The sequence below is a fragment of the Arthrobacter sp. MDB1-55 genome (assembly GCF_059092925.1).
Genome location: NZ_JBNHID010000003.1, coordinates 44,396 through 67,735, shown reverse-complemented (window position 1 = coordinate 67,735; position 23,340 = coordinate 44,396). Strand labels below are relative to the sequence as shown.

Sequence of the window (23,340 nt, the reverse complement as noted above, 5' to 3'; positions counted from 1 at the left end):
CGCGCCGGGGCGTTCCGCAGGTCATGCCTGCGGGCCGACCAGGCTTCCCGGCTCTCCAATCCACAGCATATAGCCGCCCTCATCCCCGCGGAAGCGCACTGCCGACCCCCAAACTCCCGGGTCCCGCTGGGAGATTGAAACCCGAGCAGACGCCGGCATGCTGTAGGATTGACCGTTGATGCCTAGGCGAGGGAACGCTTCGCTCTGATTCCAGAGCTTGTTCCGTTATCGACGGTGGCTGGCGGCTTTCCTGACAACGCGCATGTTCGCGGGTAGGGACGGTGCCGGGCTTCGTTGCAATCGCTCGGTACGTCCAGAAGACCATAAACACTCAGGAGACATCATGTCCGAGCAGAAGCTCGCCGCAGAACTGCGCACCGATTTCGGTAAGGGTGCTGCCCGCCAGGCACGCCGCGCCAACAAGATCCCCGCCGTCATCTACGGCCACGGCGCAGACCCCATCCACGTGCTGCTGCCCGCGAAGGCAACCACGCTGGCGGTCCGCCACGCGAATGCCCTGCTCAGCATCGACGTCGACGGCGAAGCACACCTTGCCCTCGCCAAGGACGTACAGCGCAACCCCCTCAAGCAGATCGTCGAGCACATCGACCTCTTGACCGTCCGCTCCGGTGAAAAGGTGACCGTTGACATCAACATCCACGTCGAGGGCGAGCCTGCAGCCGGCGTTGTGACCAACCTTGAGCAGACCACGGTGTCCGTAGAAGCTGACGCTACCCACCTGCCCGAGTCCCTGACGGTGAACATCGAAGGCCGCAAGGTTGGACAGCACGTCCACGCTTCGGACCTTGAGCTCCCCAAGGGCACCACTCTGCTGACGGATCCCGAGACGCTGATCATCAACGTCACCTCCCCAGTAGTTGCCGACCTCGGCGAGGGCGAGACCACGGTTGACTCCGACGGCGGCGACGCTTCTGCTGAGGAAGCAACCGGCGACGTTGCTCCTGAAGTTGTCGAAGACTAAGCACCTCCTCAATGGCTGACAACACCTGGCTCATAGCCGGGCTCGGGAACCCCGGGCCCGGTTATGCCGGTAACCGCCACAACGTGGGCCAGATGGTCCTCGACGAGCTCGGTGCGCGGCTGGGTGGCAAGTTCAGCAGCTCCAAAGCACGCGCCGTCGTGCTCGAAGGGCGCCTAGGGATCGGTGGGCCGAAGCTGATCCTGGCGAAACCGCTCACCTACATGAATCTCACGGGCGGACCCGTGTCGCAGCTGGCAAAGTTCCACGGGATCGAGCCGGACCACGTGGTGGCGGTGCATGATGAAATCGACATCCCCTTCAACACGATCAAGCTGAAGATCGGTGGGGGAGAAGGCGGCCACAACGGTCTGCGCGACATCAGCAAGGCCCTCGGTACCAAGGACTACCTGCGGGTCCGCGTGGGCGTGGGACGCCCTCCCGGCAGGCAGGAAGCCGCCGATTACGTGCTGCGAGACTTCAGCACCACCGAGAAGAAGGATCTGCCGATCCTGCTGGAGGAAGCGGCCGACGCCGTCGAGAGCGTGGTCCTGAACGGGTTAACGGAAGCCCAACAGAAGTTTCACACTGCAAGCAAATAGCGGTAAACTGGTCGTGCAGTTCCTGACCGGACTGCCTGGCCTGATGGCCCCAAAAGCGGGGGCCGACGTTGGGCGGCCTCTGAGACTGGGCCACCCCCATCCCAACGTCGGTCCCTTTTTTGTACCTTGTCTAGGTAGCCGAATATTCAGGTTGATTGAGTAATCAGAAAACTTTGGGTGCAACGCTGCCCGGACGGGCGTAGTCTATTGCCCTAACGCACGACGTGTTGGGGCGGACTAATGGGAACTTGCGTGATGTCCGGTGCTGACGAGGAGCTGTCTGTACCGCGAGTAGATGAACTACGGCCAGATTGCAGATGGCTGCGAAGAGCTGGGACGCGGCGATGCTGAATGTCCACGGTGAGTGGCCGCTCGTAGGCCGCGATACGGAGCTTGAGGACGTCCGCGACGCTTTGCTTGACAGCAGTTGCAGCGGAGTGATCGTCACCGGCCAGTCTGGAGTGGGAAAGACCGCGCTGGCTCAGCGAATCGCACGTGATCTCGATGACTCCTTCGAACTTGTGTACGTGCGCGGTTCTGCGCTCGCGTCGAAAATGCCCTACGGAGCCCTTAGCTTTGTCCTCAGCGATCTCGACGACGCGATCGTGGACAACCCCCTGATGCTGTTGCGCGGACTGCAGGAACTGTACCAACGCCGTGAAGACGGCAGGATGACCCTTATCCTCGCCGACAACCTCGAGGAGCTTGACTCCTCCTCTGCCATGGCCCTGGCCCATTTGGTGCGGGTCGGCGCGGTGAAGCTGATTGCTATCTGCCAGTCCATCGACGCCTCGCCCGAGGAATTCGGCGACCTCTGGAAGGACGGGGCGCTGCGCCGGATCGATATTGCGCCGCTCGGCCTCGCCTCCACCACCAAGCTGCTCTCCGCGGCGCTGGACGCGCCGGTTTCGCGTGCCGCCGCTGCGAGCATGTGGCACACCACCGGAGGCAATCCGCTCTTCCTGCAGGCGCTCACCCGCGAGCAGGTCGATACCGGGGAAATGCAGGAGCGCGACGGCGTCTGGGTGGCCAAGCCTCTCTCCGCGCCGAAGACGCGGCGCTCGATGACGGACTGGATCATGGTGCGCGTGCGCCGCCTGCCGGCGGGGGAGCGCGAGGCGATCGAGATGATTTCGGTAGTGGGGGTCATCCCGCTTGAACTGTTGCTTCGCTTTGTGCCGTCATCCGCTGTTGACGGTTTGCAGCAGAAAAAAATCATCTTCATTGAGCGGAGGGACACTCCGCTGGTGCGGATAACGAACGGCCTCGTGAGCGAGGTGGTCCGGACCCAGGTGCCGCTCGGGCGGGGACGCGAACTGATGCGGGCACTTGCGCTCGAAGCACGGGAGTGGGACATTCCGCCGATTGCCCGCATGACTTTCGCTGCGTGGTGCATAGATACCGGCGCGGACATCGGTGCGGAAAGCCTTATCAACGCTGCGTGCCTCGCCAACCGGCACCGTCAGGGAACGCTGGCTCTGCGCTTCATCCATGCGATCCCCAACTACTCAGCATTTCCCCAGGCAGTCATTGAGGAAGCAAAGGCCCTGGGAGTCGAGGGAGAAATCGCTGAGGGTCTTTCGGTTCTTGACCAGTTCCTGAACACGCACGCTGCGCCGGAACTGGAGGACTGGGTTGAGATCCGGCTGCTCCAGTGCCGGTTGCTTATGCGAAGCACCATCCGTTACGCGGAAGCCGATCCCCTCCTGGTCGAGGTCCGCGAGCGGCTGGCGGTCAGTGGCGGCACGGACGTCAGCAGGGAACTCGCCCTCGAAGCCGATGAACTGGCCGCTGAACTCGCCGTCCATAACGGCCGCTACGCAGAATTGCTCGACGAGTACGGCCACCTGCTTACCGACCATTCCGGCGAGCACGACAATGCTGCAGTGCTCGGGTGGCTGTCCGAAGCACTCGCCATGACCGGCCGGCAGGACGACGCCATCAGGCTCGCCTCCTCGGTGCTGTCGCGGCTGGTGGACAGCGGCGGCGATACCCTGCTGCAGGAGGCCGCGATGGCGCGGCTCTTCAAGCTCCTGGTCCTCTCCGGCCGCTGGCTTGAATGCATCGAGATGGCCGCCTCGCCGGCGAACCACGGTAAGGAGAGCGCCTACGACGGATCGGCATCCGAGTTCGCCGAGGGCTGCCTGCTGGCCTACGCGGGGCGGGGAAGCGAGGCTCTGGATAAACTGCTGCCGGCCCTGAGTCAGATGCGCGTCCGCGACCGTCAGCACACCCTGCCCGTAGCCGAGGCGACCACTGCCTACGCCTATGCCCTCGTGGGGGAGGCCCGTGCCTCGCAGGAACATCTGGACCGCGCCCAACACAGGATGGAGCGGCTCCCCTGGCACACCGGGCGAGCGGCTGTGTATTTCGAAACGCTCGCCACCATCGCCACCAAGGCGCCGCTTGAGGTGGCAGAGCGGATGCTCGAACTGGCAGATGAAGACCGGGCGAGGGGCAACCACGGCCATGAATTGCTGTTCCTCTGCCAGGCGGTGCAGCTCGGGCTCGATTCCGCGGCTGACCGGCTTGTGTCCTCGGCACTGGCGTCCCAGGGACCATTCGCCGAGGTCAGCGCCCTGTACGGCAAGGGCGTTGGGTCCCGCGACACGAACCAGCTGCTGCTGGCGGCGCAAAAAGCCGCGGAACTCGGCAACTGCCGACTGGCGTCAGACGCGGCCCGCCTGGCTGCTGAACTCGCGCAGCAGGGCGGCGATCAGGTGACCGTCACAGAGGCCGAGAAGGTACTGCGCGACGTCGGGGCTCCCGGCGTTGCCGGACGGCGCGGAGCACTCGATTCCCTCACCGACCGCGAGCGTAGCATTGCGGTCCTGGTCGCCGAAGGACGCACCAACCGTGATATAGCTCAGGTCATGTGTGTATCCGTACGGACGATTGAAGGGCACGTTTACCGTCTCTACTCGAAACTCGGGGTGTCTTCGCGTAGTCAGCTTGCACTGCTGCTGGAATAGCTAGGCGATGGGGGAATACGGTGATGGCGGCCAGGAACTGGTGGGCCGCGCGGATCTGATCGAGGAGATTGTCGAGGCGCTCAAGGGCTCACAGTATCTCGGTGCCATTCTGGTGGGCGAGGCCGGCGTCGGGAAGACCGCGCTCGCGAGGACCATCGCCAAGGAACTGGACGGCAACGTCTCAGTACTGCCCATCGCAGCCAGCCCCTCGCTGCGGAAAGTTCCCTTCGGGGCGCTCTCTCCGTACTTGCACTCGCTGTCCATCAACGACGTCGGCTCCTCCGTTGCCGTATACCGCAGCATCATGGCGCACCTAGAGGCCAGCTCAAACGGCAGCAAGAAGATGCCGCTGTTCCTGGTGGATGATTCCCATGAACTGGACGACAACACCAGCGTGCTGCTCTCCCAACTTGTTGCGGGCCGTCGTGCACGGCTCCTGGCCCTGGCCCGCACAGCCCCGGGTCCGACGTCCGAATTCGGTTCCCTGCACCAGGACGGACTGCTGCGGCGGTACCACGTTCGACCGCTGAACCAGGACGAGGTGGCTGAGCTCTGCCGCCGCGAGCTTGGCGGCGACGTACTGGCCAGCGTCAGCGCCACCCTCGCACAGATGTCCGGCGGGAACCCGATGTTCCTGCTGGCCCTGCTCCGTCAGGGCAAGCGCTCCGGATACCTCGGTGTGCGGAATAAGGTGTGGCGCCTGGTCGGAGCACCGCCGCCTCTGGACGTCAGCCTCGTCGATCTGATCAAGGTGCGCTTCCGCCGTCGTACGACTGAAGAGATGCTCGTGCTCGAGACGCTGGCGTTGGCGGAGCCGATGCCTATGGACGCCCTGGTGGCGTGCACGGACAGCTCGGCGGTGACCGCGCTTCAGGAGGACGGCCTCATCGCTGTCACCGGCGGCAGGGACCGCCTCGTCAGCCTCAGCCATCCCCTGTACGGCGAAGTGATCCGCCAGGACGTTCCCGCCGGGCGCAGTCTCACCATCCGGCGCCGGGTTCTGGAAGTGCTGGACCAAGAATCGACCACCGCCGAAGGGTTCCTGCGCTTCGTTGCGTGGGGGCTGGACTGCGGGCTGCCGCCGGATGACACGATGCTGCTGCGTGCGGCCGTGGTTGCGAATCGCTTGCACAACGCCGAGTTCGCCCTGCGCGCCGCCCGCGCCGTTCACACGCCGGAGCTTCGAGGAAATGCTCTGGTGGAAATCGCCCGCGCGCAGATCACCCGGGGAAACCTCGCTTACGCCCGGGAAATTGTCGACGAGGTCCTGGACGGGTGCACAAGCTTCACGCTTGCCAAGGAAGCGGCACTGCTGTCCGTGGCCTTGCGGGTCCGTGAACCCAACACGGCCGACGCCATCCGCGCCGACGTCGCGCGGTGGGAACAGATCGCTAACCGAATCGCTGCGTCCTTGGGGGATCCGGAAGACCCCGAGGTGAAGGTTGGCCTTGCCGTCTCCCGCAATGGCTACCTGGTCCTGGAAAGCTTTGCACTGAACTATGAGGGCAAGTTTCGGGAGGCCGAGCCGATTCTGCGGGAGATCCTCGCCGAAGAGTACTGCACCGACGAGGTGCGGCTGGCCGGACTCAGCCTGCTCGGAGAGACGCTCGGCTCCACCGGCAGGGCAATCGAAGGCACCAAGGCCACTGCAGAGGCCCTGCAGATCATCGGAAAGTACGGGACCAAGTTCGTAGGGCACACCGAGTTTGTCATCACCCGGCACTTCGTCTCCATGGCCCATGCGGGGCTCTGGGACGAGATCGAGGAGTTGCTGGACTCGCTTGTCCGCGCCAAGAGTAGCGGACCCGCGGCCTTCACCGGCATCACCGAGTTGGCCGAGGGGCTCATAGCCCTCCGCAAGGGGCTCATGACGAGCGCCCGGACCGCGCTGATCCTCGGCGTTGAGGGCCTCCGGGAATCCGACTCGAACCAGTTGATGCCGATGGCTCTCGGGCTGGCCGCCTTCGCGTGCACGATGGTAGGCGACACGAGCCGCGCCCGCGCGTACTCCCAGGAATTTGAGAGCAACGCAAGCCTGGGCACCCGGCAAGCACAGCTTTTGGGCAAGGCCCACGTGATCGCGGCCAACGCACTGTTTCAGGGTGCGGCCCGGAGCATCGAGGAGCTCCACACCCTGGCCAAGCAGGCTGAAGCGGACGGCATGACCGTACTTGCCGCCGTCGCGCTTGAGCTGGCGAGCCGGCTGGGGGATGAGCGCTGCTTCGAACCGCTGGCCCGGCTCACCTCGTCCTTCGAGGGGCCGGAAGGACGCGTACTGTGCACGACGGCGAGGGCCGCCGCTGCCAAAGACCCAACTGCGCTCATCGAAGCCGCCGACCTGGCACAGTCCTGCGGCTACCTGCTGATCGCCGCCGAGAGCCTGGGCAAGGCCATGCGCTACCTGTCCCAACGCGGCGAGGAACAGAAGTCACGTGCCATCCAGCAGCGCCTGAACGTGATTGTGGGGCAGCTCGAGGGCCTGCAGAGTCCCCAGTTCGAGACGGTCCGCTCCACCTCGAAGCTGACCCAGCGCGAACTGGACATTGCCCGGTTGGCGGGAAAGGGCTACTCCAACCGGGAGATTGCAGAGGCGCAGGGCGTGTCCGTCCGCACCGTGGAGGGCCATCTCTACCGCATCTTCGCGAAGCTCGGCATTACACGCCGCGACGAGCTGCCGGGGGCCGATGGATCGAGTATCGGCTGAGTACTCGGACGGCTGGAAAGGGTAGAAAAACGGGTATCTACTACTCGTGTTCGAAGTAGGTAGCTTTCCTAGAGTTATCAGTGGAGCCGGCGACGTCGAAGCCTTCCCCAGACTAAGGCTCGTCCCCAGCCGTCGTCGGCTCCTTCACGCCTTGCGCGAGTTCGTTCCGGACGGTGTGCCCCCCGGAACGAGGGATATCGTTGAGAGGTGACGATTTCCCGTGACCTTCCTGCTTCTCCGCTTGCCGACCGGCGGGCGGTGTTGTCCCGGCGCATCCGGTTCTTCGTCGCGGCCACCATCACGTACAACGTGATCGAAGCGGTGGTGGCGATCAGCGCAGGGTCAGTGGCGTCGTCGAGCGCGTTGATTGCCTTCGGCCTTGACTCCATCATCGAGGTGACCTCCGCAGCCGCCGTCGCGTGGCAGTTCTCAGCCCCGGATCCTGAGCGGCGCGAGAAGACCGCGCTCCGGTTTATTGCCTTCTCATTCTTCGGCCTTGCCCTGTTCGTCGGCACCGACGCTATCCGCACGCTGATGTGGGGTGGGGGAGCGGAGCACTCCACGGTGGGTATTGCGCTCGCTACGGTGAGCCTGGCCATCATGCCGCTTCTGTCTCTCCTCCAGCGGAGGGCCGGACGCGAACTGGGTTCGAAGTCGGCAGTCGCTGACTCCAGGCAGACCCTGATCTGTTCCTACCTCTCCGGGGTGCTGCTGGTGGGGCTCCTGCTCAACAGCCTGTTCGGATGGGCCTGGGCCGATCCCATCGCTGCGCTGGTCATCGCAGGTTGGGCCGTCAAGGAAGGCCGGGAGGCGTGGAAGGGCGACGCGTGCTGCGTCAATCCTCTCGGTCGGCCCGAACCGGACGAGGCGGAGACCGCCGCCGGGAACGGTTGCTCCTGCTGCTCAGCCTGACCCTTCGACCGTGCCCCGGCGGTAGAATGGAGAGCGCACATTCGCCGTCGAGGGAGTTCCATGCCCATCCTGTCAGCTCCGTCACATCCTCTCTCCGATGATGAAGTGAGCCGCATCCGCAACGACTTCCCGCTGCTCTCCACCGAGCTGAACGGCCGGCCGCTGGTCTACCTCGACTCGGGAGCGACCTCGCAGAATCCGGTCAGCGTCATGGAAGCCGAGCAGGAGTACTACGAGCAGCGCAACGCCGCCGTACACCGCGGAGCACACTCGCTCGCGGTCGAAGCGACCGACGCCTACGAGAACGCGCGCACCCTCGTCGCATCCTTCATCGGTGCCTCTCCGGAGGAGATCGTGTTCACCTCCAACGCCACGGAGGCACTGAACCTTGTCGCCTACAGCCTCTCGAACGCGTCCCTGGGGCTAGGCGGCGAGGCCGCACGGCCCTACGCTCTCGGGCCGGGGGATTCGATCGTGGTCACCGAGATGGAACACCACGCGAACCTCATTCCCTGGCAGGAGCTCGCCGCCCGCACCGGCGCAGCCCTGCGCTTCATCCCAGTGGACGACGACGGCGCCCTCCGCCTTGAGGAGGCCGCCTCCGTGATCGACGGCAGCACCCGCCTGCTCGCGTTCACCCATGCGTCCAATGTGCTCGGCACCATCAACCCGGTGGCCGAACTGGTCTCCCTGGCGCGTCAGGTTGGGGCGCTCACCGTCCTCGACGCGTGCCAGTCAGTGCCGCACCTGCCGGTCAACGTGGCGGACCTCGACGTCGACTTCGTGGCCTTCTCCGGGCACAAGATGCTCGGACCCACGGGGATCGGAGCGCTGTACGGGCGGTCGAAGCACCTGCACGCCATGCCGCCGTTCCTGACCGGCGGATCGATGATCACCACCGTCACCCTGGAACGCGCGGAGTATCTTCCGCCGCCGGCCCGGTTCGAGGCAGGCACCCAGCGGATCTCGCAGGCCGTTGCCCTCGGCTCTGCAGTGAACTACCTGGCCGAGACCGGCATGGACCGCATCGAGGAGTGGGAGCGGATCCTGGGGGAGCGTCTGGTCTCCGGCCTCGAAGCGATCGAGGGCATCCGCGTCCTTGGTCCGCGTGCCGGGCGGCCGCGCATCGGCCTTGCCGCGTTCGACGTCGACGGCGTTCACGCCCACGACGTCGGCCAGTACCTGGACTCCCGCGGCATCGCCGTGCGAGTGGGCCAGCACTGTGCCCAGCCGCTGCACCGCCGCCTCGGCCTGACCGCCTCCACCCGGGCCAGCACCTACCTGTACAACACCACCGACGAGGTGGACGCGTTCCTCGCCGCCGTGGCCGAAGTCCGCTCGTTCTTCGGAGCCTCAGCATGAGCAGCGAACTAGAAAGCCTGTACCAGCAGATCATCCTCGACCACGCGAAGCGGCGGGTGGGGCAGGGGCCTACCGATCAGTCGTCGGGCGCCGACTCATTGGCAACCGGTGAATCCCACCAGCTCAATCCCATCTGCGGCGACGAGGTGACCCTGCGGGTGTGGCTCGAGGACTCGCGGATCGAGCGGGTGGCCTGGCAGGGCGCGGGCTGCGCCATCTCGATGGCGTCGGCGTCGGTCCTCACCGAGCTGGTCAGCGGCAGCACGCGCGACGAGATGATGGAGCAGCTTGACCGCTTCCGGGAACTGATGCGCTCCCGGGGAACAGTGGAGCCCGATGAGGAAGTGCTCGGTGACGCGGCTGCCTTCGCCGGCGTCTCCCGCTTCCCGGCGCGCGTCAAGTGCGCGATGCTCGCATGGGTCGCCTTGGAGGAAGCGGTTCTCGCAGCGAACCGGTGAGGACACCGTTATTCGTGCGGGGGTTCTCCGGTGACCTTATGGTCCGCGTGGTTCATGCCCTCGCGGACTAGGCGAGCCAGGTGCCCGCCGCTGATGCTGTAGATGACGTTTCGGCCTTCTTTACGCGTGGTGACCAGGCCCGAGAACCGGAGCTTGGCCAGATGCTGGCTCACGGACGTCCTTGAGGCGCCGGTGCGTCCGGTCAGGGTGCCGACGTCGGACGGTGACTGGGTGAGCAGCCACAGCAGGTGGAGCCGCGTCGGGTCTGCCAGCATGCTGAAGGTGGCCGCACCGGTGTGAAGTCTGGAGGAGTCGGGTTCGTGGTCGTGATGGAGGCTTGGTTGCCGCTCCAGGGGGAGCTCACTCATACTTCTTCCTCGCTCTATCCTTGCCGACCACTCACCGCAGCCGCGGCTTCCTGCATAGCCGCTTCACGCGGCCACAACCGGAACGCGGCCACTGTGCTCAGTGTAGCGAGGATGGCAAGGACAGCGGCGGACGCCGGTTGCCCGGCTATCGCGCCCACCCATCCTGCCACCGGGTAGCCGATGATGAAGCAGGCGTGGGACAAAGAGAACTGGGCGGTGAAGAGGTAGGAGCGCGTGTCGTCGGTAGCGGCCCGGCGCAGGAGCCGCGCCGAGGGCGTGTTGATCATCGAGGTGCCTACGCCCAGCAGAACCCAGACGGCCAGGAGCACGACCCAGGACGGTCGCAAAGCTGCGACGGCGGCGGCCAGCGCTACCCCGAGCGTGACCAGTGCAGCGCCGGCGAGCATCAGGTCCTGGTCGCTGACACGGTCCAGGATCGCCGGAGTCGTGAGTGACACCACCATGGAGCCGGCACCGTAGCAGGCCAGGGCGACAGCGACCCCGACGTTCGATCCGCCGAACAGGTCCCGCACGTAGACCACGGTGTTGACCAGCACCAGGGCGGTACCGCAGGCGACAACCAGGTTCAGCGCCATCAGCCCGCGCAGGGATGGTTCGCTCAGGAAGATCCGGGTGCCCAGCGTGGTGCGGCGCAGCAGGGAACCCGCTGACTTCGACGGAGCGACGAGGGGAAGCTGGGTGTTCATGACCATCAGGGCCGAGACCACAAACCCGGCCATGGTGCCCACGAACAGGTTGTTGTAGGACAGTACCGTCAGGAGCGCCGCGGCCAGGACGGGACTGAGGAGGGACTCGAGATCGTAGGCGAGCCGGGACAGCGACAGTGCCCGGGTGTAATCCTTCTCCTTCGGCAGGACCACCGGGATCAACGCCTGAAACGCCGGTGTGAAGGTAGCCGAGGCTGCCTGCAGAACAAACACAAGCATGTAGATCTGCCACACCTGGTCAATGAAGGGCAGCATGACGGCGATGGCGGCGCGCACCAGGTCGGCTACCACCAGCACGGCCTTGCGGGGGAGCCGTTCCACCAGGGCTGCCATTACGGGGGCGACGAACACGTACGCGAACATCTTGATGGTGAGCGCAGTGCCAAGCACGGCACCGGCTTGTCCACCCGCGAGGTCGAACGCCAACAGGCCCAGCGCGACCGTGAGGAGGCCTGTTCCGAGGAGCGCCACGACCTGTGCGGTGAACAACCTCCGATAGGCGCCGACTCGCAGAACTTCAATCACATGAGCGATACTATCCATATGTGCACAGTTGAGCACATATCATTCCAAAAGAGACCTAATCTGACACTCTGGCGAAACCCATCGGCGGGACACCATGCCAGCGGTAGAGCTCCAGCCGTGCGGACTCCTGCCTGCGGCCGCTTGAGTAGTCGTAGAAGTTGCGGGCCACGTAGAAGTAGCCGTTGGCTAGAGGTTCGAAACCGACGTCAGCCTTGAACTCCCACCCATATATGCCGGTGTCCTCGGACAGGATGCCTTCCTGCAACAGCGGGAGGACCAGCCCTTTCTCCTCCCTGGGCTGTCCCTCCAGCAGCTCTACTTCCGGCTGGGCCGTCCCATCCACGATGTACAGGTTGTGGTTTGGATACCCGGGTTTACTGCCCCTGTACACGCCCAGGAACCAGAGCCTGCTCGACCGGTCGTAGGACAGATTCTGCACACCGTACCGGGTGTTGCCGGTATGGACGAAGTACTTGCCGTCCACGTCCTCGGGGCCTGAACGGTGTGGGTTCACCTGGGTGAGGGCTCTTTCGTACTCGCTCCACCGAGACACGTCATACTGCAGGATGACCTGGTAGTTATTGTCATCCCGGATGTTGTTCTCGTAGATGCCGTACGCAACCATCAGCTGCTGCGGGCCTTCCGCGTTTCCGAACTCCGGTCCGAAGGAAATCCCGTCAATGCCGCTACACCCATAGCGGTGGTCTGCGGTATCCGCGGTATCGCCGTCGAAGATGCCGTCGCTGTCCATGTCGGCGGTGTAGTCGGCGACGACTTCCCTGAGGTGTACGGCGGTCACAACTCCCGAGGTCTCGGCATCCATCCCGATCCGGACCAGGTTGTCGACGTCGAAGATGGCGACGTAGAAGGCCTCCTCGGCCTTGTATTCCAAGGATCCGTAGACGCGGCCGTCCATCTCGTTGAAGTCAACATCGCCGAGGTGTCCGGTGAAGCCTTCGACTGTGCCGAGGACGTTGCCGTGAAAATCCGTCTTCACGAGCATCCGGGTGAACGAGGAGTAGACATAACCGTTCTTCTCGTCGACGGCGATCCCTTGAATGTGCCCGGTGTCCCAGGACCCGGAACTGATCTCGGTCGGATAAAGCTCGGTCGTGAGCGCCATGAGCGGGGTCTCCCTGGTTGCCTCGGGAGATCGCTCGATCTCCCGTCCCACGGTCCCGAACGTGCGTGAACACCGGGCAACCCGAAACAGGAGCACAGACGAACACCCCGGGTAATTCCGGGGTGTTCACGCAGTGATTAGCGGCGGTTCTCATCCTCGAAGAGGTCGGGGATGCCGTCGTTGTCGGCGTCGACCTTTTCGGCTTCCTCAATCCTGCGGTAGCGCTTGTTGCGGCTGCGCAGGAGCACCGTGGCCAGCAGGGCGGCCAGGAGGGACGCCACGAGGATCGCGACCTTGGCATGGTCATTGTGCTCGGAACCCTGCCCGAAGCTCAGGTCGTTGACCAGGAGCGACACGGTGAATCCGACACCGGCCAGGAGTCCGACGCCGAGAAGGTCCACCCAGCGCAGGTCTGGATCGAGCGTTGCCTTGGTGGTTTTGGTGATCACGAAGGTGGTCAGCAGAATGCCGATGGGCTTGCCGAGGACAAGGCCCACCACAATGCCGACGGTGACCGGATCGGTGAACGCCGAAACGAGTCCCTCCATGCCGCCGATCGCCACACCGGCTGAGAAGAACGCGAAGATCGGCACTGCGATACCCGCGGACAGCGGACGGAAGCGGTGCTCAAAGGTCTCCGCGAGGCCGGGCTTGCCCTCCTCCGGCGGGATTACCTTGCCGTCCCTGCCCTTGCGCAGCACAGGAACCATGAAACCGAGCAGAACGCCGGCCACCGTCGCGTGGACGCCGGAAGCATGCATCAGTGCCCAGGCGACCATCCCGATCGGCAGGAGGATCACCCACGCTGCGGGGGTCCTGCGACCGAAGAACTTCGGGTTCTTTTGCGCGAGGAAGGCAAAGAGCGCGAGAGGAATCAGGGTCAGCAGCAGGGAGGTGAATTCGACTTCCTCGGTGTAGAAGAACGCGATGATGGCAATGGCAATCAGGTCATCCACCACGGCCAGGGTCAGCAGGAAGATCCGCAGTGCACTCGGCAGGTGCGAGCTGATGACGGCCAGCACGGCAACCGCGAAAGCGATGTCAGTGGCCGTAGGGATGGCCCAGCCCCGCAAAGTGTCGGGAGAGCTGAGGTTGACCAGAACGTAGAACAGGGCGGGGACAATTACGCCACCGGCGGCAGCGGCCACCGGGACGATCGCGCGGGCGGGACTTCGGAGGTCGCCGGCGACGAACTCCCGCTTGAGTTCAAGGCCGACGAGGAAGAAGAAGATTGCGAGCAGGCCGTCTGCTGCCCAGTGCCCGACCGAGAGCTTGAGGTGCCAGGGCTCGTAGCCGAACTCGAAATCTCGCAGCGCGAAGTAGCTGTCCGAGAAGGGGGAGTTGGCCCAGATGAGCGCCAGAGCTGCGGCGATGATCAGGAGTATTCCGCCGACGGTCTCCTTGCGGAGTATCTCGCCGATCCGCAGGTATTCGGGGTAGCTGGACCGTCCAAGGACGTTCCTGGGCTGGTGACTCGACACGTAGGCCTCCTTAAGCGGGCAGGGCAAAACACTGCCGACCAGACTTCCCGGCACACCGGCTACCTACCCTAACAGGCGGGCTTGCCGATGCGCCGGGATATGGCTAGGCCACGAGGGTGCGGATGCCGATTACCAGGGTTGCTGCACCGAGAATCATCGACGTGCTCACCAGCATGAAGTGAACCTTCAGGAAGCGGGTGGCTGCACCGTTCTCATCACGCGAGCGGGGGTCCTTGAAGACGCGGCGTAGGAAGGGCGGCCACACGATGAGCGTCCAGATCCCGGCAACGATCAGAACGATGGATAGCGGTGTGGGCAGGTCCATCAGCGGTTCTCCAGCCAGTTCTTCGCCTGGGTCGCCTGAAGGTTCAGGGCCTTGCCGATCATCGGCTCGGCTGCGTCGGCAATCTTGGCACCCATGAACGGGATGGAAGAACTGACATTGCCCTCGACGTCCACACGGGTGGAGGTGCCTTCGGCAATCAGGCGCTGAACAGCGTCGGCCGAGACCGGGACGCCCGCGATGGTGATGGACAGCTTGGCCTCGCGGGAGCCGTCGGCCAGCGGAGCGGTCCAGTTCTCGGTCTGCGTCACCGTGAGGCTTTCGCCGACGAACTTCCGCGCGAAATCAGGCAGCCGGGTGGTGGGCAGGGTGCGCACCGCGGTGAGCGTGAAGGCGGCGGAGGTGTCGCCGTCGACCGTGAGGGACTTCAGTTCGCCTCCCACGTGCTCACTGGTGTGCTTGAGGAACGCTTCGTCGGTGAAAACACTGGTCACCGTTGCGACGTCGTAGGGCAGGGTGGTCGAGGCGCTGAGTGCCACAAATCCTCCGGGGTTTGAGAGTTTTAGTCCTCGTCCATCCTAGGCGAGCCTGAGGATTCAGCCATCGGGCACCGATCGGCGCTGCGCGGTAAGGTTAACGCCGACTCCCGGGATTCTTCGCGAATTTCGGGCTTTCGTGTTGTCTACGTCCCGTGTTGTTCCAAATCCGGCGAAGGATTGTCATGGCCCCCAACGGACCCACCCTCAACGGCCTCCGCGCTGCCCTGCAGGAGGACCCCACCTTCGCCCGCGTGCGCACCAACGCATCCCGTTCCGTCGCTGACCGCAGCACAGACCTCCAGATCGGCGCCCCCACCGGGCTGCGCGCCGCACTGCTGGCTGAAATGGTGGACGGCCTCGCGACAGCAGCCGACGACGGCGGCAGCGGCGTGCCGCAGGCGGTGGTCGTAGCGGTCACCGCCACCGGGCGGGAGGCTGAGGATCTTGCAGCTGCGCTGCGCAGCTACCTGCCGGCGTCGTCGATCGAAGAGTTCCCGAGCTGGGAAACCCTGCCGCATGAGCGGCTTTCGCCCCGCTCCGACACGGTGGGCCGGCGTCTGTCGGTCCTGCGGCGGCTCGCACACCCGGGGGATGACCCGGTGCGGGTTATCACCGCACCGATCCGCGCCGTCGTGCAGCCGCTGGTCGCGGGTCTGGGCCAGCTGGAACCGGTTGCGTTGAAGGTAGGCGAGGAGCGCGAGTTCGATGAGGTCGTCCGCGCGCTCGCCGACGCCGCGTACTCGCGGGTGGACATGGTGACGCACCGCGGTGAATTCGCGGTCCGCGGCGGCATCATCGACGTCTTCCCGCCCACCGAGGACCACCCGATCCGCGTTGAGTTCTTCGGCGACGAGGTTGACCAGATGCGCTGGTTCGCCGTTGCCGACCAGCGCTCGCTGCCCACCGACGGTGACCGGGGTGCTCCGACCGAACTGTATGCGCCGCCGTGCCGTGAGCTGCTGATTACGCCGTCGGTCATGTCCCGTGCGGCGAAGCTGAAGGATCAGCTGCCCGCGGCGGCCGGGATGCTGGAGAAGATCGCCGGCGGGATTGCTGTCGAGGGCATGGAGTCCCTTGCGCCGGTGCTGGTCGACGCCATGGTGCCGTTTGTCGGCGAGCTGCCCGCCGGGTCGATCGCCGTCGTCGTCGAGCCGGAAAAGGTGCGTGCGCGCGCCCATGACCTCGAGACGACCAACGAGGAATTCCTCCAGGCTGCGTGGGCTACAGCGTCCGACGGCGGTGCGGCGCCCGTTGATCTGAGCGGACAGTTGGGCTCGGATCTGGAGGCAGCGAGCTTCCGGTCCCTGACCGACACGCGGTCGTCGGCGCTCGCGAACGATGTTGCGTGGTGGGCGATCACGTCCTTCGGCTCCGATGACCTGCTGACCGACGTCGACAGTTTCACCGTTGCCGCCCGCGAACCGCGCGGGTACCAGGGCGACGTCGCCGAGATGATGGAATTCATCGGCGGGCGCGTGCGTGACCAGTGGCGCGTCGTCGTCGCCACCGAGGGTCCCGGTCCGGCTCAGCGCCTGGCCGAGCTGTTCCACGATGCCGACATCCCGGCGTCGCGCGTCGAGTCCCTCGACGGCGCGCCGCAACCAGGAATCATCGAGATCACCACCGGGTGCGAGGGCCGCGGTTTCGTGCTCGACGGGCTGAAGCTCGGTTTGCTGACCGAGGCCGACCTGCTGGGCCGCACCACGGCTTCGGGCACCCGCGACATGCGGAAGATGCCCTCGAAGCGTCGAAACGCCGTCGACCCCTTGCAGCTGCGCGAAGGCGACTTCGTGGTGCACGAGCAGCACGGTGTGGCGCGGTTCGTGGAGCTGATTCAGCGGTCGACGGGCGCGGGACCTACAAAGACCATCCGCGAATACCTGGTGCTGGAGTATGCGCCGTCCAAGCGGGGGGCGCCGGGAGACCGGCTGTTCGTGCCGACGGACCAGCTGGACCAGGTGACTCGTTACGTCGGCGGCGATACGCCTGCGCTCTCGAAGATGGGCGGTTCGGACTGGGCGAAGACCAAGAGCCAGGCGCGCAAGGCCGTTAAGGAAATCGCCGGGGAGCTGATTCGGCTGTACTCGGCGCGGATGGCGTCCCGCGGGCACGCGTTTGCGCCGGACACGCCGTGGCAGCGGGAGCTTGAGGAGGCGTTCCCGTACATCGAGACGCCGGACCAGCTGACCACGATCAACGAGGTCAAGGCCGACATGGAGCGCGAAGTCCCGATGGACCGTCTGGTCTCCGGCGACGTGGGCTACGGCAAGACCGAGATCGCCGTCCGTGCCGCGTTCAAGGCGGTGCAGGACGGGAAGCAGGTGGCCGTGCTCGTGCCGACCACGCTGCTGGTGCAGCAGCACTTCGAGACGTTCTCCGAGCGGTTCTCCGGGTTCCCGGTGCGCATCCGTGCGCTGTCCCGGTTCCAGACCTCCAAGGAGTCCAAGGAAACGGTGGAGGGACTCAAGAACGGAAGCGTCGACGTCGTCATCGGTACGCACCGGTTGCTCTCCACCGAGGTGCAGTTCAAGGACCTCGGCCTCGTGATCGTGGACGAGGAGCAGCGGTTCGGCGTCGAGCACAAGGAAGCGCTGAAGAAGATGCGCACCAACGTGGACGTGCTCGCCATGAGCGCGACGCCGATTCCGCGAACGCTCGAGATGTCGCTGACCGGGATCCGCGAGACGTCGACGCTGGCGACACCGCCGGAGGAGCGGCACCCCGTACTGACGTATGTTGGCCCGTACACGGACAAGCAGACCTCGGCGGCGATCCGGCGCGAGCTCATGCGCGAGGGACAGGTGTTCTTCGTGCACAACCGGGTGTCGTCGATCGACCGGACGGCCTCGCACCTGCAGCAGCTGGTGCCGGAGGCGCGCGTCGCCGTCGCGCATGGGCAGATGAGCGAGTCGCGGCTGGAGCAGATCATCGTGGACTTCTGGGAGAAAAAGTTCGACGTGCTGGTATGTACGACGATTATTGAGACCGGCCTGGACATCTCGAACGCGAACACGCTGATCGTCGACCGCGCCGACAACTACGGCCTGTCGCAGCTGCACCAGCTGCGCGGCCGTGTGGGGCGTGGGCGCGAGCGGGCGTACGCGTATTTTCTGTACCCGTCGGAGAAGCCGCTGGGTGAGGTGGCGCTGGAGCGGTTGAAGGCCGTCGCGTCGCATAACGAGCTCGGCGCCGGTATGCAGTTGGCCATGAAGGACCTTGAGATCCGCGGTGCGGGCAACCTGCTGGGCGGTGAGCAGTCCGGGCACATCGCCGGTGTGGGCTTCGACCTCTATATACGGCTGGTCGGCGAGGCCGTGGCGAACTTCCGCGGCGAGGCCGAGGAGAAGGCCGCAGAGATGAAGATCGAGCTGCCCGTCAACGCACACCTGCCCCACGACTACGTGCCGGGGGAGCGGTTGCGGCTCGAGGCATACCGGAAGCTGGCGTCTGCCTCGACCGATGGTGCGATCGACGAGGTGGTGGAGGAGCTTCGCGATCGGTACGGCGACCTGCCCGCTCCCGTGGTGAACCTGGTGTCTGTTGCTCGGTTCCGGGTGCGTGCTCGGGCTGTGGGGCTGACCGACGTCGCGATGCAGGGCAACTTCATCAAGTTCGCGCCGGCCAACCTGCCGGAGTCGAAGGAGATGCGCCTGAAGCGGATGTACCCGGGTGCATCGGTGAAGCCCGCGATGAACGCGGCGCTGATTCCGAAGCCGAAGACGTCGTCCATCGGTGGGCGGGACCTCGCCGACGCCGCGATCCTCGAGTGGGCGCAGAACGTCGTTGATGCGGTGTTCGCGGCCTAGGGCTTTGTTTGTGCGTCCTTGCGCGGGCTGGTTTCCCCGGGTTCTAGGCGCGTGTGCGGCGTGTCGCCGGGGACACGCCGTCGTACTGGGGGCCGCCGGGTAGAAGGTGGGGAATTCGGCACCGCGGCTCAGGACGCCGCCTGTCACCCTTTTAGTATTTACAGCGATATAGAAACTTTGGGAAACATGAGAGTAACCACCGGTTTCCCTTGAACTTTCGTTCATACAGTGGGGCTTATCGGGGCCAACGTATGGGACGGGGCCGACAGAATTCAGAGAAGGTCTCGTTATGAACAAAGTAACTAAGGGCACGCTTGCGGCCGCTGCGGCCGGCGCACTCCTCCTCGGCGGTGCCGGAACCTATGCAGTCTGGACGGACAGCGCAAGCCTCAACGCAGGCAACGTGTCAACGGGTGTCCTCACGCTCGACGCAGTCTCGACGCAGGGCTGGTCCTACGACGGCGGAGACACGATCGTTGGTGACGATCCTTCGACCGAGGGAGCAATTGAGACGGCCACTCCGGACATCGTTCCCGGTGACACACTAACTGCCGTCTACAACGTCGACGTCGTTGCCGAAGGTGACAACATCAAGGGCAGCCTCAGCCTGGCAGGCATAGATCAGGCAACTCTTCCGGCGGGCACGACGGTCAGCATTGTGGCCGACGGGGCTGGTGCGGGCCTCGGAGTGAACGGGGCCGACTTGACCTTCACCGAGGCCGCCACCTACGACTTCAATGTCACTGTTACGGTCGATTTTCCCGTCGACTCAGAGGCTGGCCAGAACGGCACCATCGATCTCGCCGGCGCGGAGTTGGTTCTGACTCAGACTGCTTCCTGATTACGCGCCCTTCGGCACCAGACGGCGGAAACGAACCGGCGGGGTAATGAAAAACAGGTTGTGGCTGGCATTAGCCGGAACAGTGGTGCTCGTCGTCCTCGCGACAACGGGCACCGCGCGTGCCCTATGGCGCGATGAAGCTTCCATCAACCCGGGAACGGTCAGCACCGGTAACCTCGAACTGCTCGCGGGCGGCCAGCCCGAGAACTACGTCTTCACCGCACTGAGTGCCAGCAACCTCGCACCCGGACACGAGGTGAGCGCTCCGCTGACTATCTCCAACGGCGGGTCGACGGATCTGGTGTACCGGCTCGCAGGAGTTGCCACTGCCACTTCGACGGCCGCGGACAGGGACCTTGAAGCTGGACTCTCGCTCATCGTCACGAACGACACCGCGTGTGGGGACGGGAGCACCGGGAACGTCGCCACGCTTTATCAGGGACCACTTGCAGCAGCGAGCTATACCGGGACGCAACTTGCACCGTCGTCGTCCGCCAGGCTGTGCCTAACAGTGTCACTGGCTGATGATGCACCGCTGAGCGCGTCCCAGGGGGCAGTTACCGCAACCTTCACCTTCAGAGGAGACCAAGCCCAATGAGGCACGTCAGGCACGACAACGCACCGGAGAAGTCCGGTGTGCTGTCGTGGGTGGGCCAGGTTCTCTCCTGGCTGTGCCTTCTGGCGGTTCTCGGTCTTGTCACGGTGATGGTCGTTATTCCGCAGCTGTTCGGCTCCGGCTCCTATACCGTCCTCACGGGGTCGATGCGGCCGGGCATGCCGCCCGGGAGTCTCATTGTCACCAGAGAAGCCAACCCCGAGGAACTGCGTATAGGCGAGGCAATCACCTACCAGATCCGTTCCGGCGAACCGGCAGTCGTTACGCACCGCATCATTGCCCGTACCTCGAGCAGCGATGGCATCACCTTGACTACGCAGGGCGACGCCAGCCCTTCACCGGACGAGGAACAGGTACGGCCGGAGCAGATTCGCGGCGTCGTCTGGTACACGCTGCCGCTGGTCGGATATGTCAACGGATGGCTGACCGGCGAGCAGCGTATCTGGGCAGTGGGTGGCGCTGTCGTCCTATTGCTCGGCTATACGGCCTTCATGTTCGGCAGCGCCCTGATCGAAGGTGCGCGGTCACGCAGATCGGCCGAATCCGTTGCGGGTGACGTCCAATGAGGAATCGACTGTGGGCAGCGGCTGTTCTCTCCGCCGGACTTGTCGGCGTTGGCGCCATGCCGGCAGTTGCGGCGGATCCCTTGTTGTTCAGTCTCGATGGGAAGGAATGGGACACCGAACTGACGGGCCCAATCTTCGACGAAACACCGGTGCTCGTGCCTGGGGACGAAACTTCGGCGAGTTTCTGGGTGCGTAACTCAAGCCCAGACCCGGCTGACCTGAAAGTCGCACTGGTTGCGGACTTGCCGGCGGCTGGGGAGGACGCGTACCAACTAAGGGTTCGCGCAGCGATGGACGACTCGCCCGCAGCGTCCGGCGGTGAAACCGACCGCGTGCTGCTCGGAGTCGACAGTATGGACCCGCAGGACAGCCGAAAGGTCACAGTCACAGTTGGCCTTGATGCGGCGGCCGGCAACAGCACCCAGAACCTGAACCAACCCATGGCGTTCGACGTGCGACTGACGCAGTCGATCCCCGGCGGAGGTGGTCAAGACAGCGATAGTCCTGTCTCGCCCTCACCAAGCCCGGATCGACAGGTTCCGGCAACGCCCGGGTTGCCCGGGGGACAACCCGAAGCACATCCCGGTGAGCCGTTCGGGATGCTTCCGGACACAGGCTTCACCGCTCTGTGGTGGGCAGTATCGGGAGCAGCGCTCACAACCGGCGGTTTACTCGCGGTGGCATCCAGCCGTAAGAAGAAGAACACCAAAGAAGAAGGTGGCCATGGGCCGGCATAATTCAGCCAACGCGACGCGCTCAACACGGACCGCAGGAGTCCGCCTCCGCGCTCTTTTGTCGCTCGGCATGGTGGCTGGGCTCGGCGCAGTCGGAACTCTTGCGGCCTGGACCGATGAAGCGACTGCCACGGCGACCTTCAGCGCCGGGAAGCTGGACCTGACGCTCAACGGCGATCCTGATGACGCCGTCGACCTGACTTCCCTCTCCATGACGAATATGTACCCTGCGGTCCAGAAGGCGGCGATCGTCGGTGTGTCGAATACCGGCACTCTTCCCTTCACCTACAACATCACTGCGGGTGGAGCGACATCCGCCTTGCTCTCCGCGCTGACGGTTGCAGTGTATGAGACTGACGCCACCGGGCAGCTGAGTACGAACGGCACGACCTGCGTAGGGAAGCTGCTGGCTGCGAGTTCAACGACTTTCGATGCCGCTGAACTGCTGAGCGTTGACAGGCCACTGGGACCCACGTCCTCAGAGCAGTTATGCATTCAGGTGACGTTGCCGGGTAATGCAGCAAATGAGCTTCAAGGCACAACGGCGGAAGCTCTCTTCACCTTCGTTGCTGACCAGGCGCCGTAACGTGCGGCGTACCTCGAAGTTGCAGGAAGCCCTCTTGACCGTCGGCGCGGTCCTCGGCTCGCTGTGCCTGCTGGCTGCGTTGGCCGGCGTGCTCTTCGGGGTGAAGCCCCTGATGTTCAAGTCCGGCTCGATGGAGCCAACTATTCCTACCGGTGGACTCGCGCTAAGCGTTCTGGTGGACGCGGACGACATCCGTGTGGGTGACATCGTCAGCACCGGGAACGCAGCGGGCGTTCGCATCACTCACCGTGTCGCCGCCGTCGGTTCTGCCGACGGGTTTACAGCGTTGACTCTGAAGGGCGACGCGAACGACGTCGTCGACGCCGAAACTTATGCCGTCACGGAAGTGGACCGGGTCTTCTGGTCTGCGCCACTTCTTGGGTATGCCGTGGCCTGGCTCAGCAGTCCCGTGGCGCTGTTCCTCGGCGGTCTGCTCACGGCGTACTTGCTGTATGTCGCGTTCGCTTCACGGGCTCGCGCGGGTGACGATGAGAGTGACGGCGCGGACCATTCAACGCCGAGATCAGGACGCCGGGCATTGCGACAGGCACCACGTCGACGCAAGCGCGAGCTATGGAGAGCGACGAGCATGGCAGTCAGCGCAGGACTGGTTCTTGCCGGTGGAGCGTTCAACGCAGGATCCCCAGCGTGGGCGCAGTTCACGGATGGAGCGACAGCGCATGTTCTATCCGGCGCCGGCTCGCTACCTGCGCCTGGAGTCACCTGTGAGAACGTCACGAACGGGGTCAGGCTGAAGTGGACGTACCAGAGCCTGCCAGTTACACCAACCTTCACTGTTACGTGGAGATCCGGCAACGCCGCGTGGTCCGTATGGAACAATATGACGGCTGTGTCCGCGAAAGAGTTTTCAGTGTTCAGAAGCTCGTTCGACGAGGGGATACTTGCGTTGGGCGGAAACTCGGCGGTGCAATTTCGAGTGCAGGCGCAATCCGGCAACTGGCTTTCCCCGTACGGGACTCAAACTACAAGCTATACGGCGCCGGTGAAGGTGCTGATCTCCCTAACACCGTCGAGTCTCAGGTGCGCGTAGCTCGCAGAGACCGCTGCCGCCGTCGTTACCCGGTGGTAAAGTCGTAGCGTCCATGCGGGTCCGATCACCTGTCCCGACGCTATCGATACCCCCGGCAACCACAC

The 23,340-nt window shown here is 64.6% G+C and carries 20 protein-coding genes; 14 read left to right on the top strand and 6 right to left on the bottom strand.

Features of this window, described 5'->3' with window-relative positions:
* Positions 1–343: 343 nt before the first annotated feature.
* The 7 genes from AC5RU3_RS11915 (at position 344) to sufU (ending at position 9,989) form a co-directional block, all read left to right on the top strand.
* A complete protein-coding gene (locus AC5RU3_RS11915) occupies positions 344–982 on the top strand; it encodes a 50S ribosomal protein L25/general stress protein Ctc (protein ID WP_493965666.1) in 639 nt (212 codons plus the stop codon).
* An 11-nt stretch (positions 983–993) separates the two neighbouring features.
* On the top strand, positions 994–1,581 hold the full coding sequence (gene pth, locus AC5RU3_RS11910) for an aminoacyl-tRNA hydrolase (protein ID WP_493965665.1): 588 nt from the start codon (positions 994–996) through the stop codon (positions 1,579–1,581).
* A gap of 317 nt (positions 1,582–1,898) precedes the next feature.
* The gene (locus tag AC5RU3_RS11905; protein WP_493965664.1) at positions 1,899–4,553 is read left to right on the top strand and encodes a LuxR C-terminal-related transcriptional regulator; all 2,655 of its coding nucleotides are present in this window, start codon (positions 1,899–1,901) and stop codon (positions 4,551–4,553) included.
* A gap of 7 nt (positions 4,554–4,560) precedes the next feature.
* Entirely contained in the window at positions 4,561–7,257 is a 2,697-nt protein-coding gene (locus tag AC5RU3_RS11900; RefSeq protein ID WP_493965663.1) for a LuxR C-terminal-related transcriptional regulator, read from the top strand.
* Positions 7,258–7,464: 207 nt separating this feature from the next.
* Entirely contained in the window at positions 7,465–8,169 is a 705-nt protein-coding gene (locus tag AC5RU3_RS11895; RefSeq protein ID WP_493965662.1) for a cation efflux transmembrane domain-containing protein, read from the top strand.
* Between the two features lie 60 nt (positions 8,170–8,229).
* Positions 8,230–9,531: an aminotransferase class V-fold PLP-dependent enzyme gene (locus AC5RU3_RS11890; RefSeq protein WP_493965661.1), complete on the top strand. Its 1,302-nt coding sequence runs from the start codon at positions 8,230–8,232 to the stop codon at positions 9,529–9,531.
* Positions 9,528–9,989 carry a Fe-S cluster assembly sulfur transfer protein SufU gene (sufU, locus tag AC5RU3_RS11885; RefSeq protein WP_493965660.1) on the top strand — a complete coding sequence of 154 codons (462 nt, stop codon included), beginning with the start codon at positions 9,528–9,530 and terminating at the stop codon, positions 9,987–9,989. Before AC5RU3_RS11890 ends, sufU begins: the two co-directional genes overlap by 4 nt.
* Before the next feature lie 8 nt (positions 9,990–9,997).
* Here sufU and AC5RU3_RS11880 read toward each other — a convergent pair whose 3' ends face one another.
* The 6 genes from AC5RU3_RS11880 to AC5RU3_RS11855 all read right to left on the bottom strand — a co-directional run bounded on the left by AC5RU3_RS11880 (position 9,998) and on the right by AC5RU3_RS11855 (position 15,036).
* The gene (locus AC5RU3_RS11880; protein WP_493965659.1) at positions 9,998–10,357 is read right to left on the bottom strand and encodes an ArsR/SmtB family transcription factor; all 360 of its coding nucleotides are present in this window, start codon (positions 10,355–10,357) and stop codon (positions 9,998–10,000) included.
* Between the two features lie 14 nt (positions 10,358–10,371).
* A complete protein-coding gene (locus AC5RU3_RS11875; RefSeq protein WP_493966026.1) occupies positions 10,372–11,610 on the bottom strand; it encodes an MFS transporter in 1,239 nt (412 codons plus the stop codon).
* Between the two features lie 55 nt (positions 11,611–11,665).
* The gene (locus tag AC5RU3_RS11870; protein WP_493965658.1) at positions 11,666–12,733 is read right to left on the bottom strand and encodes a hypothetical protein; all 1,068 of its coding nucleotides are present in this window, start codon (positions 12,731–12,733) and stop codon (positions 11,666–11,668) included.
* 137 nt (positions 12,734–12,870) lie between these two features.
* Positions 12,871–14,214, bottom strand: coding sequence for a Na+/H+ antiporter NhaA (gene nhaA, locus AC5RU3_RS11865; protein ID WP_493965657.1), 1,344 nt, complete (start codon positions 14,212–14,214; stop codon positions 12,871–12,873).
* 103 nt (positions 14,215–14,317) lie between these two features.
* Entirely contained in the window at positions 14,318–14,539 is a 222-nt protein-coding gene (locus AC5RU3_RS11860; RefSeq protein WP_309072006.1) for an SCO4848 family membrane protein, read from the bottom strand.
* Entirely contained in the window at positions 14,539–15,036 is a 498-nt protein-coding gene (locus AC5RU3_RS11855) for a DUF2505 domain-containing protein (RefSeq protein ID WP_309072007.1), read from the bottom strand. The genes AC5RU3_RS11860 and AC5RU3_RS11855 overlap by 1 nt, the downstream gene beginning before the upstream one ends.
* A gap of 182 nt (positions 15,037–15,218) precedes the next feature.
* Here AC5RU3_RS11855 and mfd point away from each other — a divergent pair, with 182 nt between their 5' ends.
* The 7 genes from mfd (at position 15,219) to AC5RU3_RS11820 (ending at position 23,236) form a co-directional block, all read left to right on the top strand.
* Positions 15,219–18,842 (top strand): transcription-repair coupling factor, encoded by a 3,624-nt coding sequence (gene mfd, locus AC5RU3_RS11850; protein ID WP_493965656.1) that lies wholly within the window; start codon positions 15,219–15,221, stop codon positions 18,840–18,842.
* A 289-nt stretch (positions 18,843–19,131) separates the two neighbouring features.
* Positions 19,132–19,683 carry an alternate-type signal peptide domain-containing protein gene (locus AC5RU3_RS11845; protein WP_309072009.1) on the top strand — a complete coding sequence of 184 codons (552 nt, stop codon included), beginning with the start codon at positions 19,132–19,134 and terminating at the stop codon, positions 19,681–19,683.
* 46 nt (positions 19,684–19,729) lie between these two features.
* Positions 19,730–20,281 carry a hypothetical protein gene (locus AC5RU3_RS11840; RefSeq protein WP_493965655.1) on the top strand — a complete coding sequence of 184 codons (552 nt, stop codon included), beginning with the start codon at positions 19,730–19,732 and terminating at the stop codon, positions 20,279–20,281.
* On the top strand, positions 20,278–20,865 hold the full coding sequence (locus AC5RU3_RS11835; RefSeq protein ID WP_493965654.1) for a signal peptidase I: 588 nt from the start codon (positions 20,278–20,280) through the stop codon (positions 20,863–20,865). The genes AC5RU3_RS11840 and AC5RU3_RS11835 overlap by 4 nt, the downstream gene beginning before the upstream one ends.
* The gene (locus tag AC5RU3_RS11830) at positions 20,862–21,602 is read left to right on the top strand and encodes an LPXTG cell wall anchor domain-containing protein (RefSeq protein WP_493965653.1); all 741 of its coding nucleotides are present in this window, start codon (positions 20,862–20,864) and stop codon (positions 21,600–21,602) included. The genes AC5RU3_RS11835 and AC5RU3_RS11830 overlap by 4 nt, the downstream gene beginning before the upstream one ends.
* Positions 21,589–22,185, top strand: coding sequence for a SipW-dependent-type signal peptide-containing protein (locus AC5RU3_RS11825; protein WP_493965652.1), 597 nt, complete (start codon positions 21,589–21,591; stop codon positions 22,183–22,185). The genes AC5RU3_RS11830 and AC5RU3_RS11825 overlap by 14 nt, the downstream gene beginning before the upstream one ends.
* The gene (locus AC5RU3_RS11820; RefSeq protein ID WP_493965651.1) at positions 22,115–23,236 is read left to right on the top strand and encodes a signal peptidase I; all 1,122 of its coding nucleotides are present in this window, start codon (positions 22,115–22,117) and stop codon (positions 23,234–23,236) included. The genes AC5RU3_RS11825 and AC5RU3_RS11820 overlap by 71 nt, the downstream gene beginning before the upstream one ends.
* Positions 23,237–23,340 lie beyond the last annotated feature (104 nt).